Annotated in this window: 12 protein-coding genes; 4 read left to right on the forward strand and 8 right to left on the reverse strand. The window is 70.5% G+C overall.

The features are described 5' to 3' along the window. Positions 1 to 5: 5 nt before the first annotated feature. Genes rfbD through O9280_RS09105 form a run of 5 tightly spaced genes read right to left on the reverse strand, consistent with a single transcriptional unit; the run spans position 6 to position 5,075 of the window. On the reverse strand, positions 6 to 941 hold the full coding sequence (gene rfbD / locus O9280_RS09085; protein WP_298341430.1) for a dTDP-4-dehydrorhamnose reductase: 936 nt from the start codon (positions 939 to 941) through the stop codon (positions 6 to 8). Continuing rightward, positions 938 to 1,495 (reverse strand): dTDP-4-dehydrorhamnose 3,5-epimerase, encoded by a 558-nt coding sequence (gene rfbC / locus O9280_RS09090; RefSeq protein WP_298341433.1) that lies wholly within the window; start codon positions 1,493 to 1,495, stop codon positions 938 to 940. Before rfbC ends, rfbD begins: the two co-directional genes overlap by 4 nt. A gap of 10 nt (positions 1,496 to 1,505) precedes the next feature. Further along, complete coding sequence (gene rfbA / locus O9280_RS09095; protein WP_298341435.1) at positions 1,506 to 2,393, reverse strand: glucose-1-phosphate thymidylyltransferase RfbA; 888 nt, start codon at positions 2,391 to 2,393, stop codon at positions 1,506 to 1,508. A gap of 10 nt (positions 2,394 to 2,403) precedes the next feature. After that, positions 2,404 to 3,462: a dTDP-glucose 4,6-dehydratase gene (rfbB, locus tag O9280_RS09100; RefSeq protein ID WP_298341437.1), complete on the reverse strand. Its 1,059-nt coding sequence runs from the start codon at positions 3,460 to 3,462 to the stop codon at positions 2,404 to 2,406. Between the two features lie 11 nt (positions 3,463 to 3,473). After that, on the reverse strand, positions 3,474 to 5,075 hold the full coding sequence (locus tag O9280_RS09105; protein WP_298341440.1) for an electron transfer flavoprotein-ubiquinone oxidoreductase: 1,602 nt from the start codon (positions 5,073 to 5,075) through the stop codon (positions 3,474 to 3,476). A 139-nt stretch (positions 5,076 to 5,214) separates the two neighbouring features. Between O9280_RS09105 and O9280_RS09110 the strand changes: the two genes are divergently transcribed. Then, positions 5,215 to 5,835, forward strand: a complete 621-nt coding sequence (locus tag O9280_RS09110) for an alpha-ketoglutarate-dependent dioxygenase AlkB (protein ID WP_298342471.1) — start codon at positions 5,215 to 5,217, stop codon at positions 5,833 to 5,835. Here the strand turns inward: O9280_RS09110 and O9280_RS09115 are convergent. The 3 genes from O9280_RS09115 to O9280_RS09125 are packed head-to-tail and all read right to left on the reverse strand — an operon-like array spanning position 5,822 to position 10,121. Further along, a complete protein-coding gene (locus O9280_RS09115; protein WP_298341443.1) occupies positions 5,822 to 6,553 on the reverse strand; it encodes a phosphoadenylyl-sulfate reductase in 732 nt (243 codons plus the stop codon). The genes O9280_RS09110 and O9280_RS09115 overlap by 14 nt on opposite strands. Further along, entirely contained in the window at positions 6,550 to 8,247 is a 1,698-nt protein-coding gene (gene cysI, locus O9280_RS09120; RefSeq protein ID WP_298341446.1) for an assimilatory sulfite reductase (NADPH) hemoprotein subunit, read from the reverse strand. The genes O9280_RS09115 and cysI overlap by 4 nt, the downstream gene beginning before the upstream one ends. Further along, positions 8,247 to 10,121 carry an assimilatory sulfite reductase (NADPH) flavoprotein subunit gene (locus O9280_RS09125; protein ID WP_298341449.1) on the reverse strand — a complete coding sequence of 625 codons (1,875 nt, stop codon included), beginning with the start codon at positions 10,119 to 10,121 and terminating at the stop codon, positions 8,247 to 8,249. The genes cysI and O9280_RS09125 overlap by 1 nt, the downstream gene beginning before the upstream one ends. 121 nt (positions 10,122 to 10,242) lie before the next feature. On the opposite strand from O9280_RS09125, the gene O9280_RS09130 reads away from it, so the two are divergent. From O9280_RS09130 to cysC, 3 genes are all read left to right on the forward strand, one after another. Continuing rightward, positions 10,243 to 11,442, forward strand: coding sequence for a benzoate/H(+) symporter BenE family transporter (locus O9280_RS09130; protein WP_298341451.1), 1,200 nt, complete (start codon positions 10,243 to 10,245; stop codon positions 11,440 to 11,442). Between the two features lie 110 nt (positions 11,443 to 11,552). Then, positions 11,553 to 12,452, forward strand: a complete 900-nt coding sequence (gene cysD, locus O9280_RS09135; protein ID WP_298341454.1) for a sulfate adenylyltransferase subunit CysD — start codon at positions 11,553 to 11,555, stop codon at positions 12,450 to 12,452. Further along, positions 12,452 to 14,365, forward strand: a complete 1,914-nt coding sequence (gene cysC, locus O9280_RS09140; protein WP_298341457.1) for an adenylyl-sulfate kinase — start codon at positions 12,452 to 12,454, stop codon at positions 14,363 to 14,365. Before cysD ends, cysC begins: the two co-directional genes overlap by 1 nt. Positions 14,366 to 14,367 lie beyond the last annotated feature (2 nt).

The following is a 14,367-nucleotide window of genomic DNA, read 5'->3' on the forward strand; positions in this document are numbered from 1 at the left end:
GCCGATCAGCGAGGCAGTGCCGTCAGCTGGTCGAGCACCTCGTCGAGGCCCTCTCGCCAGTCCGGCAGTTGCACCCCGGCATCGCGCTGCAGCTTGCCGCTGTCGAGCACCGACCACGCGGGACGTGCGGCGGGCGTCGGGTAGGCACTGGAGGCGATGGCTTCGACCGAGGGGGCCTTCGCCAACAGGCCGCGCGAGACGGCGCCGGCGAAGATCGCTTCGGCGTAGGTGTGCCAGCTGGTCTGGCCCTGCGGTGCGAGGTGGTAGAGCCCGCGCGCGCCGGCTTCGAGGGCCTTCAAGGAGGCTTCCGCGATCCAGTGCGCCGGCGTCGGCGCGCCGATCTGGTCCGCCACCACGCGCAAGTGATCACGCTCCGCGCCCACGCGCAGCATCGTGCGGAGGAAGTTCGCGCTGTGCGCGGCGTACACCCAGGCGAGGCGGAAGGTCACGGCGTCGGCGCCGCTCGCGGCCAGGGCCTGCTCGCCCTCGAGCTTGGTGCGCCCATAGACCGACACCGGGCCCGGCGCGTCGTCTTCGCGATAGGGCCGCGTGCCGTCGCCAGCGAAGACGTAGTCGGTCGAGTAGTGAACGACGGTGGCGCCGAGGGCCTTCGCGGCCTCGCCGAGTTCGCCCACGGCCTCCGCGTTGACGCGGCGGGCGAGTTCGACGTCGGATTCCGCGCGGTCGACCGCGGTGTAGGCGGCGGCGTTGAGGACCACGGCCGGCGCGACGTCGCGCACCAGCGCGGCGAGCGCGCCCGGTGCCGACAGGTTGCAGGCGCGGGCCGTGCCGCCGTCGGGCAGGGTGCCGTGCAGCGAACTCATCACCGGCGCGATGCCGCGCGTGGCCAGGGCCTTTCGCAGTTCGGTGCCCAGCTGGCCGTCGGCGCCGATCAACAGGACCGGTCCGCGCGTCAGTGGATTCGACGCGTGCGCGCTCATGCGCCGAACACCGGCAGGCGATCAGTGGAAATGTCCGCGAGAAACGGCGCCTTGGCGTCCTTGTCCGACAGGGAAGGCTCCGCCACCGGCCAATCGATGGCGAGCTGGCCGTCGTTCCAACGCACGCCGGCATCGGCCTCGCGGTCGTAGAGCGCCGTGCACAGGTAGGAGAAGGTGGCGCGCTCGCTCAAGACCACGAAGCCGTGGGCGAAGCCTTCGGGGATCCAGAACTGCTTGCGGTTCTCTGCGCTGAGCACCACGGCGGCGCTGCGGCCGAAGGTGGGCGAGCCGCGGCGGATGTCGACGGCGACATCCCAGACTTCGCCGTCGAGCACCTGAACCAGCTTGCCCTGCGGATTCGGCCACTGGTAATGCAGGCCGCGCAGTACGCCGCGCGTCGAGGTGGAGACGTTGGCCTGCACGAAGTTGGCATGGATGCCGGCCGCGGCGAACTTCGCGGCGTTCCAGTTCTCGAAGAAGGCGCCGCGGGCGTCGCCGAACACGGCGGGCTCGATGATGGTGCAGCCGGGCAGGGCGGTGTCGATGAACTTCATGCGCGGGTCCTCAGGCCACCGGGCCGTGCGTCAGCAGCGAGAGCAGGTACTGGCCGTAGCCGTTCTTGGCCAGCGGCGCGGCGAGGGCTTCGAGCTCCGCCGCGTTGATCCAGCCGTTGGTGTAGGCGATCTCTTCCGGGCAAGCCACGCGCAAGCCCTGGCGCTGCTCGATCGTCTCGATGAAGTTGCCGGCCTGCAGCAGCGACTCGTGCGTGCCGGTGTCGAGCCACGCGTAGCCACGCCCCATCTTCTCGAGATGCAGCGAGCCGTCCTCGAGGTAGCGGCGGTTGAGGTCGGTGATCTCCAGCTCGCCGCGCGGCGAGGGCTTCAGGGCGGCGGCGAATTCCGGCGCGCGACCGTCGTAGAAGTACAGGCCGGTGACGGCGTAGTTCGACTTCGGCTGCGCGGGCTTCTCCTCGAGGCCGACCACGCGGCCTTGCGTGTCGAACTCGGCCACGCCGTAGGCCTTGGCGTCCTTCACCCAGTAGCCGAACACGGTCGCGCCGGAGCCGCGCGCGTCGGCGCGCTTCAGCAGCTCGGTGAAACCGCTGCCGTGGAAGATGTTGTCGCCGAGCACGAGGCAGGACGGCGCGCCGTCGAGGAACTCGCGGCCGAGGATAAACGCCTGCGCCAAGCCATCCGGGCTCGGCTGCGCGACGTACTCGAAGCGCATGCCCCACTGCGACCCGTCCCCCAGCAGGGCCTTGAACATGGCCTGCTCGTGCGGCGTGTTGATGATCAGCACTTCGCGGATGCCAGCGAGCATCAGCACGCTCAGCGGGTAGTAGATCATCGGCTTGTCGTACACCGGCAGCAGCTGCTTGCTGACGCCCTTGGTGATCGGATACAGCCGCGTGCCGGAGCCGCCGGCGAGGATGATGCCCTTGCGTTGCGTCATGGCGCCCTCCTCAGGCCTGCGTGCCGATGCGTTCGAGGCGGTAGCTGCCGTCGAGGATCTTGCCGACCCAGGCTTCGTTGGCGAGATACCAGTCGATGGTGAGAGCGAGGCCCTGCTCGAAGTTCACGGTCGGCGCCCAGCCCAGCTCGCGCTTCAGCTTCGAGGCGTCGATGGCGTAGCGCTTGTCGTGGCCCGGGCGGTCCTTCACGAAGGTGATCTGCACGCGGCGCGACTGGCCGTCGGCGCGCGGACGGCGCGCATCGAGGGCATCGCAAAGGGCGTGCACCACATCGATGTTGCGGCGTTCGGCATCACCGCCGACGTTGTACGTCTCGCCAACACGGCCGCCCGCGAGCACGTCGCGGATCGCGGCGCAGTGGTCGCCCACGAACAGCCAGTCGCGGATGTTGCTGCCGTCGCCGTAGACCGGCAGCGGTTCGCCCTTGACCAGCTTCTGGATCATCAGCGGGATCAGCTTCTCGGGGAACTGGAACGGCCCGTAGTTGTTCGAGCAGTTCGTCGTCAGCACCGGCAACCCGTAGGTGTGGTGGAAGGCGCGGACCAGATGGTCGGAGGAGGCCTTCGAGGCCGAGTAGGGCGAGTTCGGCGCGAACGGGGTGTCTTCGGTGAAGTAGCCCGTGTCGCCGAGCGAACCGTACACCTCGTCGGTCGAGACATGCAGGAAACGGAACGCCGCGGCGCGCTCGGCCGGCAGCGCCTTCCAGTAGTCGCGCGTGGCCTCCAGCAGGGCCAGCGTGCCGACGACATTGGTCTGGATGAAGGCGGCCGGGCCGTCGATCGAGCGGTCGACATGGCTCTCGGCGGCGAAGTTGATGACCGCATCGACGCCGTGTTCGGCGAGCAGGCGCGAAACCAACGCGCGGTCACCGATGTCGCCGTGCACGAACACGTGGTCGGCATCGCCGTCGAGCGCGGCCAGCGTGTCGCGGTTGCCCGCGTAGGTCAGCACATCGAGGTTGATGATCCGCGCGAGGCCGCGCTGGCGCGCCTCGAGCACGAAGTTGCCGCCGATGAAGCCGGCGCCGCCGGTGACCAACCACGTGGGCATGGTGTCGCTCCTTAGAGATTCTGGTAGTTCGGGCCCGCGGCGCCTTCCGGCGTCACCCAGTCGATGATCTGGTAGGGGTCCTTGATGTCGCAGGTCTTGCAGTGCACGCAGTTGGCCGCGTTGATCTGCAGTCGCGAAACGGCCTCGTCCTTGACGATCTCGTAGACGCCGGCTGGGCAGAAGCGCGTGCAGGGGTTGCCGTACTCCTCCGCGCATTTCGTGATGCAGACATTGGTATCGGCCACGCGCAGGTGCACCGGCTGGTCTTCGTCATGCTCGGTGGCGGCGAAGTAGACGCCGGCGAGACGGTCGCGCGGCGCGAGGCTGCGCTCGACGTAGTCGCGCTTCGGTGATTCCTGCTGCGAGAGCTTCGTCAGCGAGCTCCAGTCCGGCGAGACCTTCAGCGTCCACGGCGAGGCGCCGCCGGTGACCGTTTCCCAACCCGAGTTCACGAGGCCGAACAGAAGGCCCTTCTTGAAGCCCGGCTTGAAGTTCCGGACCTTCCTGAGCTCGGCATAGGCGGGCGAGGCACGCAGCGCGGCGTCGAAGCCGTCCGCCACCGGGCCCTTCGCGGCCACGTGGTCGGCCGCGAGCATGCCGCTGCGGATCGCCTGGTGGACGCCCTTGATCTTCGGCACGTTGACGAGGCCCGCATCGCAGCCGATCAGGATCGCGCCCGGCATCTCGGTCTTCGGCAGGCTCTGGTAGCCGCCGGTGACGATGGCGCGCGCGCCGGCCGAAAGAATCGTGCCGCCTTCGAGCAGTGGCTTGACCGACGGGTGGTGCTTCCACTGCTGGAAGGCTTCGTGCGGCTGGTAGTTCGGGTCGCGGTAGTCGAGGCCCGAGACGTAGCCGAGTGCGATGCGGTTCTCCGTCAGGTGGTACAGGAAGCTGCCGCCGTAGGTGCGCGAATCCGCCGGCCAGCCGAGGCTGTGCACGATCTTGCCGGGCGTGACGCGGCCTTCCGGCACCTGCCACAGCTCCTTGATGCCGATCGAGTAGCTCTGCGGGTCGCAGTCCTTGTCCAGCGCGTACTGCTTGATCAGGCGCTTGGCGAGATGGCCGCGCGCGCCCTCGGCGAGCACGGTCAGCTTGGCGCGGATATCGATGCCTTGCGTGTACGTCGGCTTCTGCGAACCGTCCTTCGCCACGCCCATGTCGCCGATCCGAACGCCGACCACGCGCCCGTCTTCGACCAGCGCTTCCGACGCGGCGAAGCCGGGGTAGATCTCGACGCCCAACGCTTCGGCCTGCGGCGCCAGCCACGCGCAGGTGGCGCCCAGCGAGACGATGAAGTTGCCGTGGTTCGCCATCTGCGGCGGCACCACCGGGAATTTGAAACCGCCCGTCTTGGTGAGGAACCAGAACTCGTCGTCGGTCGCCGGCACGCAGATCGGCGGCGGGTTCTCGCGCCAGCCGGGCAGCAGCTCGTCCAGCGGGCCGGGTTCGATCACCGCACCGGACAGCACCTGCGCGCCGATGGTCGAGGCCTTCTCGATCACGCAGACCGTCGTTTCCGGCGACTTCTGCTTCAGGCGGATGGCAAACGACAGGCCGGCGGGGCCGGCACCGACGACGACGACGTCGTACTCCATCACATCGCGTTCGGACATGGATCCTGACTCCGGGAAGCGGGGGCGGGTGGGCCGCCAAGCCCGGCATTGTCGCCGGGGGAGGGGGGGGCTGTCATGGCGGCGGCGCGAAGGCCGGCCGTCACGCGCGCGCGGCGATGCCGGCCCCCACAATCCGGCGATGCGCGCCGGCCCCGACCTGTTTTCCGACGATCCCCGCCCCTCGGAAGGCCCTTGGGAGGGCAGGGTCGATGTTCGGCCAGGGTGGTTGCGGCCGGACGAGGCCGCGGCCTTGGCGGGCCGGCTGGCGGACGAGGTGCCCTGGACGGTCCATCGCATCCGGATGTTCGGGCGCTGGGTGGACTCGCCGCGCCTGAGCTGTTGGATGGGGGATCCGGAGGCCGCCTACCGCTATTCCGGCGCGCTGTTCGAGCCCGAACCCTGGCATCCGGCGATCGCCCGCCTGCTGCCGCGCCTTGAGTCAGACTGCGGGGTGCGCTTCAACAGCGTGCTGTTGAATCGTTACCGCGACGGCCGCGATTCGATGGGCTGGCACAGCGACGACGAGCCGGAGCTTGGGCCGGCGCCGGTGATCGCGTCACTGAGCCTTGGCGTGGAGCGTCGTTTCCTGCTCCGGATGAAGAACGACCACGCTACCAAGGCCGAATTCCGATTGCGTCACGGCGACCTGCTCGTAATGCACGGTGATTGCCAGCGTGTCGCGCAGCACGCGTTGCCGAAGATGGCGGGCGTCGCAGGAGAGCGGATCAACCTGACGTTTCGTTGGGTCAACCCGCGCTGAGTTCGTGCAGCCCGCACTCGCGCTTGAGTCCGAAGAAGCGCGTGGCCGAGGCATCGACGTCCGCCGACAGCGGGCGCGTAGTGTGGACGTCGCCGATCGAGACGTAGCCCTGCTCCCAGAGCGGGTGGTAAGGCAGGGCGTGGATGTTCAGGTAGGCGCCCACGTCGCGATCACTCCAGTCGATGACGGGGTGCAGCTTCCAACGGTTGCCCGCGCGCTCGAGCACGCGGCGATGCTCGCGCGTACCTGACTGCGCGCGGCGCAACCCGGCGATCCACAGAGTCGCGCCGAGGCCGTCGAGCGCGCGCTGCATGGGTGCGACCTTGCGCAGCCGGTTGTAGCGCTCGATGCCGTCGAGGCCCTGCTCCCAGAGCTTGCCGTGGCGGGCTTCGAACCAGCCCGGCGAGTCATCCGCGCGAGCAACGTGCAGGTTCAGCGCGAGGCGGTGCGTGAGCTCATCGGCGAAGCGGTAGGTTTCGGGAAACAGGTAGCCGGTGTCGACGAGCACGACCGGAAGCTCCGGGGCCTGTTGCGTGACGAGATGCAGCACGGCGGCGGACTGCGCGCCGAAGCTGGTCGAGAGCACGGCGCGGCCCGAGGCGTTCGCCAGCGCCCACGCGAGTCGGGCCTCGGCGTCGAGGGATTCGAGCCAGTCGTTCAGCGCATCGAGCGTGGCGTCATCGGCCCAAGCCTCGGCCAGCGTGCCGTCCGCGCTCATTCCAGCACCAAGGGGATCGGGCCGGGCTTCGGCGCGACGACACCGCTGCGCACGAGGAAATCGCCGAAGCGCTCCTCGGCGCGGCGTTCCGCGGCATAGGACGCGATGAGCGGTTCGAGGGCCGCGAGGATCTGCGCCTCGTCGACGTTCTCGCGGTACAGCGCGTTCAGTCGCGCGCCGCGATGATCGGCGCCGAGCATCAGGTTGTAGCGGCCGGGTGCCTTGCCCACCAGCGCGATTTCGCCGAGGAAGGGCCGCGAGCAGCCGTTGGGGCAGCCGCTGATGCGCAGGTGGATGTCGGCCTCGTTCACTCCGTGGCGATCAAGCAGCGCCTGCACGCGCTCGACGAAGGCGGGCAGGTAGCGTTCGGCTTCGGCCATCGCCAGCGCGCAGGTGGGCAGCGCCACGCAGGCCAGTGCGTTCAATGCGAGCGGCTTGGCGCGGCGGAACTGGTCGAGCCCATAGGTCGTCACCAGCGCGTCGACGCTCGCGCGCCCCGCCGGCGAGAGCCCGGCGATGACGAGGTTCTGGTTCGGCGTCAGGCGGAACTCGCCTTCCCCGGCCTCGAGCAGGGCCTGCGCGACCGCACGCAGGCCGGTCTGCCACAGCCCGGCATCGCCGTCCTGCACGCGGCCGGCGGTTATGCGCAGCGTCAGGTGCGCGAGGCCGTCCTCGCCCTCGACCCAGCCGAAGCGGTCGCCGTTGTGGGTGAAGGCCAGGGGCTTCGGCGGCGCGAGGGTGATGCCGCTGCGTTCTTCCACTTCGGATCGGAAAACGTCGAGGCCGACGCGGTCGATGGTGTACTTGAGCCGCGCGTGCTTGCGCACGGTGCGGTTGCCAAGGTCGCGCTGCGCGGTGACCACGGCGGTGGCGACCGGGATCAGCTGATCCGGCGTGATGAAGCCCAGCGGGTCTGCGAGGCGCGGGTAGGTCTCGGCATCGCCGTGCGTGCTCCCCATGCCGCCGCCCACCAGCACGGTGTAGCCGGTGAGCACATCACCGTCGAGATGGGCGACGAAGCCGAGGTCCTGCGCGAACACGTCGACATCGTTGGTCGGCGGGATGGCGAAGCCGATCTTGAACTTGCGCGGCAGGTAGGTGCTGCCATAGATCGGCTCGGCCGCCGGGTCGCCGCCGGCGACGCGCTCCTCGTCCAGCCAGATCTCGTAGTAGGCGCGGGTGTTCGGCAGCAGGTGTTCCGAAAGTGCCGCGGCCTGCGCATACACCGTGGCGTGCGCGGCCGACACCTGCGGGTTTGCGGCGACCGCGACGTTGCGGTTCACGTCGCCGCAGGCGGCGAGGGTGTCGATCAGCGCGGCGTTGATGGCCTTCATCGTGGCCTTCAGTTCGCGCTTGATGACACCGTGGAACTGCACGGCCTGGCGCGTGGTGATGCGCAGGCCGCGCTCGGCGAAATCGCTCGCCACGCCGTCCAGCTTCAGCCACTGCGTGGGCGTCAGCACGCCGCCGGGTGTGCGGGTGCGGATCATGAAGCTGTAGGCGGGTTCGAGCTTGGCGACGCGGCGCTCCTCGCGGAGGTCGCGGTCGTCCTGCTGGTAGCTGCCGTGGTACTTGAGGAGGATCTGGTCGTCGTCGCGCAGCGCGCCGGTGATCGGATCGGCGAGGCTGGCCTCGAGCGTGCCGCGCAGGCCGGCGCTCTGGCGCTTGATGTCTTCGACGGAATGCGTGGCCATCAGTAGACGTCCCGGGCGTAGCGGGCGGTGCGTTCCAGCCCGGTGAAGTAGTCGGCGGCGGCATCACGATCGAGGCCGCCGTGTTGCTGCGCGATCGACATAAGGGTGGCGTGCACGTCCTTGGCCATCCGCGTGGCGTCGCCGCAGACGTACAGATGCGCGCCCTCCTGCAGCCATGCCCACAGCTCGGAACCGCGTTCGGCGAGGCGGTTCTGGACGTACGTCTTGCTGGCGCCGTCGCGCGAGAAGGCGAGGTCGAGGCGATGCAGTTGCCCGGCCTTCAGCGCCTTCTGCCATTCCACCTGATAGAGGAAATCGCTGCGGAAGTGAGGGTTGCCGAAGACCAGCCAATTCCGGCCGCTCGCGCCCGTCGCTGCACGCTGCTGCACGAAGCCGCGGAAGGGCGCCACGCCGGTGCCAGGGCCGATCATGATGACGTCGCGTGAGGCATCGGACGGCAGGCGGAAGCGCTCGTTGCGTTCGATGAAGAGCCGTGCCGTGTCGCCTTCTTTCAGCGTGGCGAGGTAGTGCGAGGCCGCGCCGTAGCGCAGGCCGTCGCGGCCTTCGAAAACTTCGTGGCCGACGGTGAGGTGGAGTTCGTCGCGGACGGCCTCGCGGCTGGAGGCGATCGAGTAGAGCCGCGGGGCCAGCGGGCGCAGCGCGGCGACCAGATCGGTGGCCGACCACGCGGCTGGGTGCTCCGCCAGCAGGTCGAGCAGCGGCGTGGTTTGCAGCAGGGCGGTGGCGGCGCTCGCGTCGGCCAGCGCGGCGGCGAGCTTCGCGCTGTCGCTGCGCTCCGCGTGCGCCTTCAGCAGCGGGCGGTGCAGGCGGGTGAGTTCGCGGCGCTCGCCCAGCCAGCGGCGCAGCGGCAGGGTGTCGGCGCCTTGCGTCACCGCGGTGTCGCCATCGAGGCCGGCGGCGTCGAGGATCGCCTCGACCAGCGCGGGCGCCTGCAGCGGCCACACGCCCGCGGCCTCGCCCGGTGTGTAGTCGAGCGTCGTCGGGTCGATGGCGAACTCGAGGTGGCGCGTGTCGCGGTCGCTGCCGCGGCCGGTGAGGCGGGTGTTGGCCAGCAGCTCGGCGGCCACCGGAGCGTCGCGGGTCGCGGCGGCGCTCGACGGCGTGGCCGATGGGCCGTTTTCGACCAGCGCGGCGCGCAGCCCTAGTGCGACGGGCGCCTCGGACTTCGACGCCGGTCGCAGCGCTTCCAACGCCCGCAGCACGTCGGCGCGCCACGGCACGGCGACGGTGTCGACATCGACATCGGCCTCGCCGAAGGCCGCCGCGCGGGTGCCACCGAGCGCCGCCAGGCGCGCATCGATGACGCGGCCGATTTCGCAGAACTTGGCGTAGCTCGAATCGCCCAGCCCCAGCACGGCGAAACTGAGGCCGTCGAGCTTCGGCGCGCGGCGGCCCACGAGGTGGTCGACGAAGCCGCGGGCGTCGTCCGGCGGATCGCCGTCCCCCTGCGTGCTGATCACGACGACCAGCTGCGTTTCGCGCTTGAGCTCGGCCAGCGGGTAGGCGTCGGCGCGCAGCAGTCGCGCCTTCAGGCCGCGCGTGCCGGCCTCGGCGAGCAGGGCTTCGGCCGCACGCTTCGCATTGCCGGTCTGGCTGCCGTAGACGATGGTCAGCGTGTCGACCTCGGCCACCGCGGGGACCAGCGCTGCAGGAAGGCCGGGCAGGGCGGTGTCGCCGGCCAGCGCGACGTCCGCGCCGCGAGCCAGCGGTCCGGCGAGGCCGGCGAGATAGCCCGACAGCCACCAGAGCGTGGGCGCGTCCGCGCCGTCGGTCAGGCGCTGCAGCAGGGCGCGGCGGTCGGCATCGAGCGGCAACGGGGACGCAGGGGCAGAAGGGGACAACGGAAGCGACATGGGCGCGCCAGTGGGCCAGGGCGAACCCGCAGTCTCGGCGGCGGGTCGGCGACGCCGGAAAGCGAAACGCGGCATACGGTGATAACCGGGACGCATGTCGCCGCGCGGCTATGCTGGGGGCATGACCTCGTCCTCCGTCCCGCGCCGGCTCTGGTCGGACGCCTCGCCCTCCGCGCTGGCCGCGGGCTTCGTCGCCGTGCTGGTGGGCTTCACCAGTTCGGTGGCCATCGTCTTCCAGGCCGCGGCGGCCCTCGGGGCGACACCGGCCCAGCTCGCCTCATGGATGTGGGCGCTGGGGCTCGGCATGGGCCTGTGCAGCCTCGTGCCCTCGTGGTGGCTGCGCAAACCGGTGATGGTGGCCTGGTCGACACCGGGCGCCGCGGTGCTCGCCGCCGGGGCGGCCGCCGGTGGCTTCACTTTGGCCGAGGCCACCGGGGCATTCCTGTTCGCCGGCGCGCTGATGCTGCTGGCCGGGGCCACGGGCGCCTTCGAACGCTTGATGGACCGAATTCCGATGGCCCTCGCGGCGGCCCTGCTGGCGGGCGTGTTGGCGCGATTCGGCCTGCAGGCCTTCGATGCCGCCTCGGCGGAGCCGGTGCTGGTGATCGCCATGCTCGTCGCCTACCTGCTGGGCCGGCGCTGGGCGCCGCGCTACGCCGTGATCCTCGTGCTCGGCGTCGGGCTCGCGCTCTGCGTCGCGCAGGGCCGCCTGCACCTCGAACGCGTGGACGCGGCCTTCGTCGTGCCCGAGTTCGTCGCGCCCGAATGGCGCTGGGCGGCCCTCGTCAGCCTCGGGATTCCCCTGTTCCTCGTCACCATGGCCTCGCAGAACCTTCCCGGCGTGGCGGCCATCCGCGCGGCGGGCTACACGCTGCCGATCTCCCGGCTGATCACGATGACGGGCGCAGCCACGCTGCTGCTGGCCCCGTTCGGCGCCTTCGCCCTGAACCTCTCGGCTATCACCGCGGCCATCGCCATGGGCCGCGAGGCCCACGAGGACCCCGACCGACGCTACGTCGCGGCGATGGCCTGCGGTGCGATCTACGTCGTGATCGGCCTGTTCGGCGGCGCGGTGGCCGGGTTGCTGTTGGCCTTCCCGAAGGCCTTCGTCGCGGCGATCGCCGGCCTCGCCCTGCTGGGGACCATCGGCGGGTCGCTGGCGGCCGCGCTGCACGACGAGTCGCGCCGCGAAGCGGCGCTGATCACCTTCCTCGTCACCTTGAGCGGGGTCACCCTCGGGGGCATCGGGTCGGCGTTCTGGGGCGTGGTGGCCGGGGCGCTGGCCCTGCTCGCGGCGCGGGCCTTCCGCCGCCCGGGCTGAGCGGCGGCCGGGCATCACGTCATGCCGGCGGGGCATTTCCCGCCTTCGGCGGCGGGTTTCGATACTCCGAGGCCTCGGGGCCCCGTCCCCTCCTGCCTCGCCCTGCCGACATGGCCCTGTCCCACCTCGACCGCCTCGAAGCGGAGAGCCTTCATATCCTCCGCGAGGTGGCGGCGCAGTTCCGCAACCCGGTGCTGCTGTACTCCATCGGCAAGGACAGCACGGTGCTCCTGCACCTGTTGAAGAAGGCCTTCTACCCCGCGCGGCCGCCGATCCCGCTGCTGCACATCGACAGCACCTTCGAGTTCCGCCAGACCTACGAGTTTCGCGACCAGGTGCCCGACCGCCTCGACGTCGAGCTGCGCGTGCACATCAACGAGGACGGGCTGAAGGCCGGCATCAACCCCTTCATCCACGGCGCGGCCGTGCACACCGACGTGATGCGCACGCAGGGCCTGCGCCAGGCGCTGGCCCGTGGCGGCTACGACTGCGCGATCGGTGGCGCGCGCCGAGACGAGGAGAAATCGCGCGCTAAGGAGCGCGTCTTCAGCTTCCGCGATACGCACCAGCGCTGGGATCCGAAGGCGCAGCGCCCGGAGTTCTGGGACCTGTACAACGGCCGCATCCACAAGGGCGAGAGCGTTCGCGCCTTCCCGATCTCGAACTGGACCGAGCTGGATGTGTGGCTCTACATCCTGCGCGAGGGCATCGAGTTGCCGCCGCTGTACTTCGCCGAGACGCGCCCGGTGGTCGAGCGCGACGGCACCCTGATCATGGTCGACGACGAGCGCCTGCCGCTGCAGCCCGGCGAGCGCCCGGCGGAAAAGAAGGTGCGTTTCCGCACGCTCGGCTGCTACCCGCTCACGGGTGGCATCGAATCCGAGGCGGATTCCGTCGAAGCCATCGTCGAGGAATTGCTCGTGGCGACGACCTCCGAGCGCCAGGGCCGCGTGATCGACCACGACCCGAACAGCTCGATGGAGCTGAAGAAGCTGGAGGGCTACTTCTGATGGACGGCACGCCCGCCTACCGATTGCCCGACGACGACGGCCTGCCCGGGCGCCGCCCGGACGCGCGCCGCGCGCTGGCCGACCACGAGGCCCTGCCGCAGCTGCGCTTCATCACCTGCGGCAGCGTCGACGACGGCAAGAGCACGCTGATCGGCCGCCTGTTGCACGACAGCGGCAGCCTTGCCGAGGACCAGCTCGCCACGCTCGCCAAGGACAGCGCGCGCGTTGGCACCCAGGGCGGTGCCCTCGATTTCGCCCTGCTAGTCGACGGCCTCGAGGCGGAGCGCGAGCAGGGCATCACCATCGACGTCGCCTACCGCTACTTCTCCAGCCCGCGACGCCGTTTCGTGGTGGCCGATTGCCCCGGCCACGAGCAGTACACGCGGAACATGGCCACCGGCGCGTCCACCGCCGACGCCGCCGTCGTGCTGGTCGACGCGCGCAAGGGCGTTCTGGCGCAGACGCGTCGTCATTCGCGCATCGTCCGACTGCTCGGGATCACCCGCGTGGTGCTGGCGGTGAACAAGATGGACCTGGTCGACTGGGACGAGGCGCGCTTCAAGACCATCGTGGCCGACTACCGCGCGCTGGCGTCGGAGCTCGGTCTTGCCGAGGTCCAGGCCATCCCGCTCTCGGCCCTGCACGGCGACAACGTGCTGGTGCGTTCGGCCCGCACGCCCTGGTTCCAAGGCGCGCCCCTGCTGCCCGCGCTGGAGGCCTTGCCCGCGCGCAGCCCGTCGAGCGAGGGCGGCTTCGTGCTGCCGGTGCAGTGGGTGAACCGCCCGCACCAGGATTTCCGCGGCTTCGTCGGCACGCCGGTGCGCGGCCGCGTGCGCGTGGGCGATGCGGTGCAGGTACTGCCGGCCGGAACCCGCGCCACCGTCGCCCGCGTCATCGGCCCGGGCCGCGAACTCGTCGAAGCGGAGGCCGGACAGCCGGTGACCCTGGTGTTCCACGAGGAGGTCGATGTCTCGCGCGGCGACGTGATCGTCGGCCTCGACCACGCGCCGTCCGCGGTCGATCGCCTGCGCGCCGACCTCGTGTGGCTCGACGCCGCGCCGCTGCGGCCCGGCCAGCGCTATGCGCTGCGCGTGGGCCCGAAGCAGGCCGTGGCCACCGTGGCCGCCATCGAGCACCTGCGCGACATCCACAGCGGCGGCGCGCACGGTGTGGACGCGCTGGCCTTGAACAGCATCGGTCGCGTCGAACTGAGCCTCGACCAGCCGCTGCCGCTTGCGCCGTTCGCCGACGGCGACGCGCTGGGCCGCTTCATCCTCGTTGACCGCGCGACCAATGCCACGGCGGGCGCCGGCCTCGTCATCGAGCCCATCGCGCGCGGCAGCGAGCGCGCCTACGCGCAGGCTTTCAGCGTCGGCCCGGCCGAGCGCGCGAAGGCTAAGCAGCAGCAGGCCCGCTGCGTTTGGCTCACCGGGCTCTCGGGCGCCGGCAAGAGCACGCTCGCCGATGCACTGGAACGCCGCCTGCACGCCGAGGGCCGCCACACCATGCTGCTGGACGGCGACAACGTCCGCGGTGGTCTCTCGAAAGACCTCGGCTTCGCGCCCGAGGATCGCCGCGAGCACGTGCGACGCCTCGGCGAAGTGGCGAAGCTGATGGTCGACGCCGGCCTCGTGGTCATCGTCAGCGCCATCTCGCCCTTCCGCGCCGATCGGGACGCCGTGCGCGCGCGCTTCGCGCCCGGCGAGTTCATCGAGGTCTTCGTCGACGCCTCACCCGAGACATGCGCAGCGCGCGACCCGAAGGGGCTGTACGCCAAGGCGAAGGCGGGTGGCCTGAGCCACGCCATCGGCGTCGGTGGCGACTACGAGGCGCCGGAGCACCCGGAGGTGCATGTCATCACCGACGCAGCCGATGTCGAAGGCCTCGTCGCGAGGGTGCTGGCCGCGCTGTAGGG

The organism is Silanimonas sp., assembly GCF_027531545.1.
Lineage (GTDB): Bacteria > Pseudomonadota > Gammaproteobacteria > Xanthomonadales > Xanthomonadaceae > Silanimonas.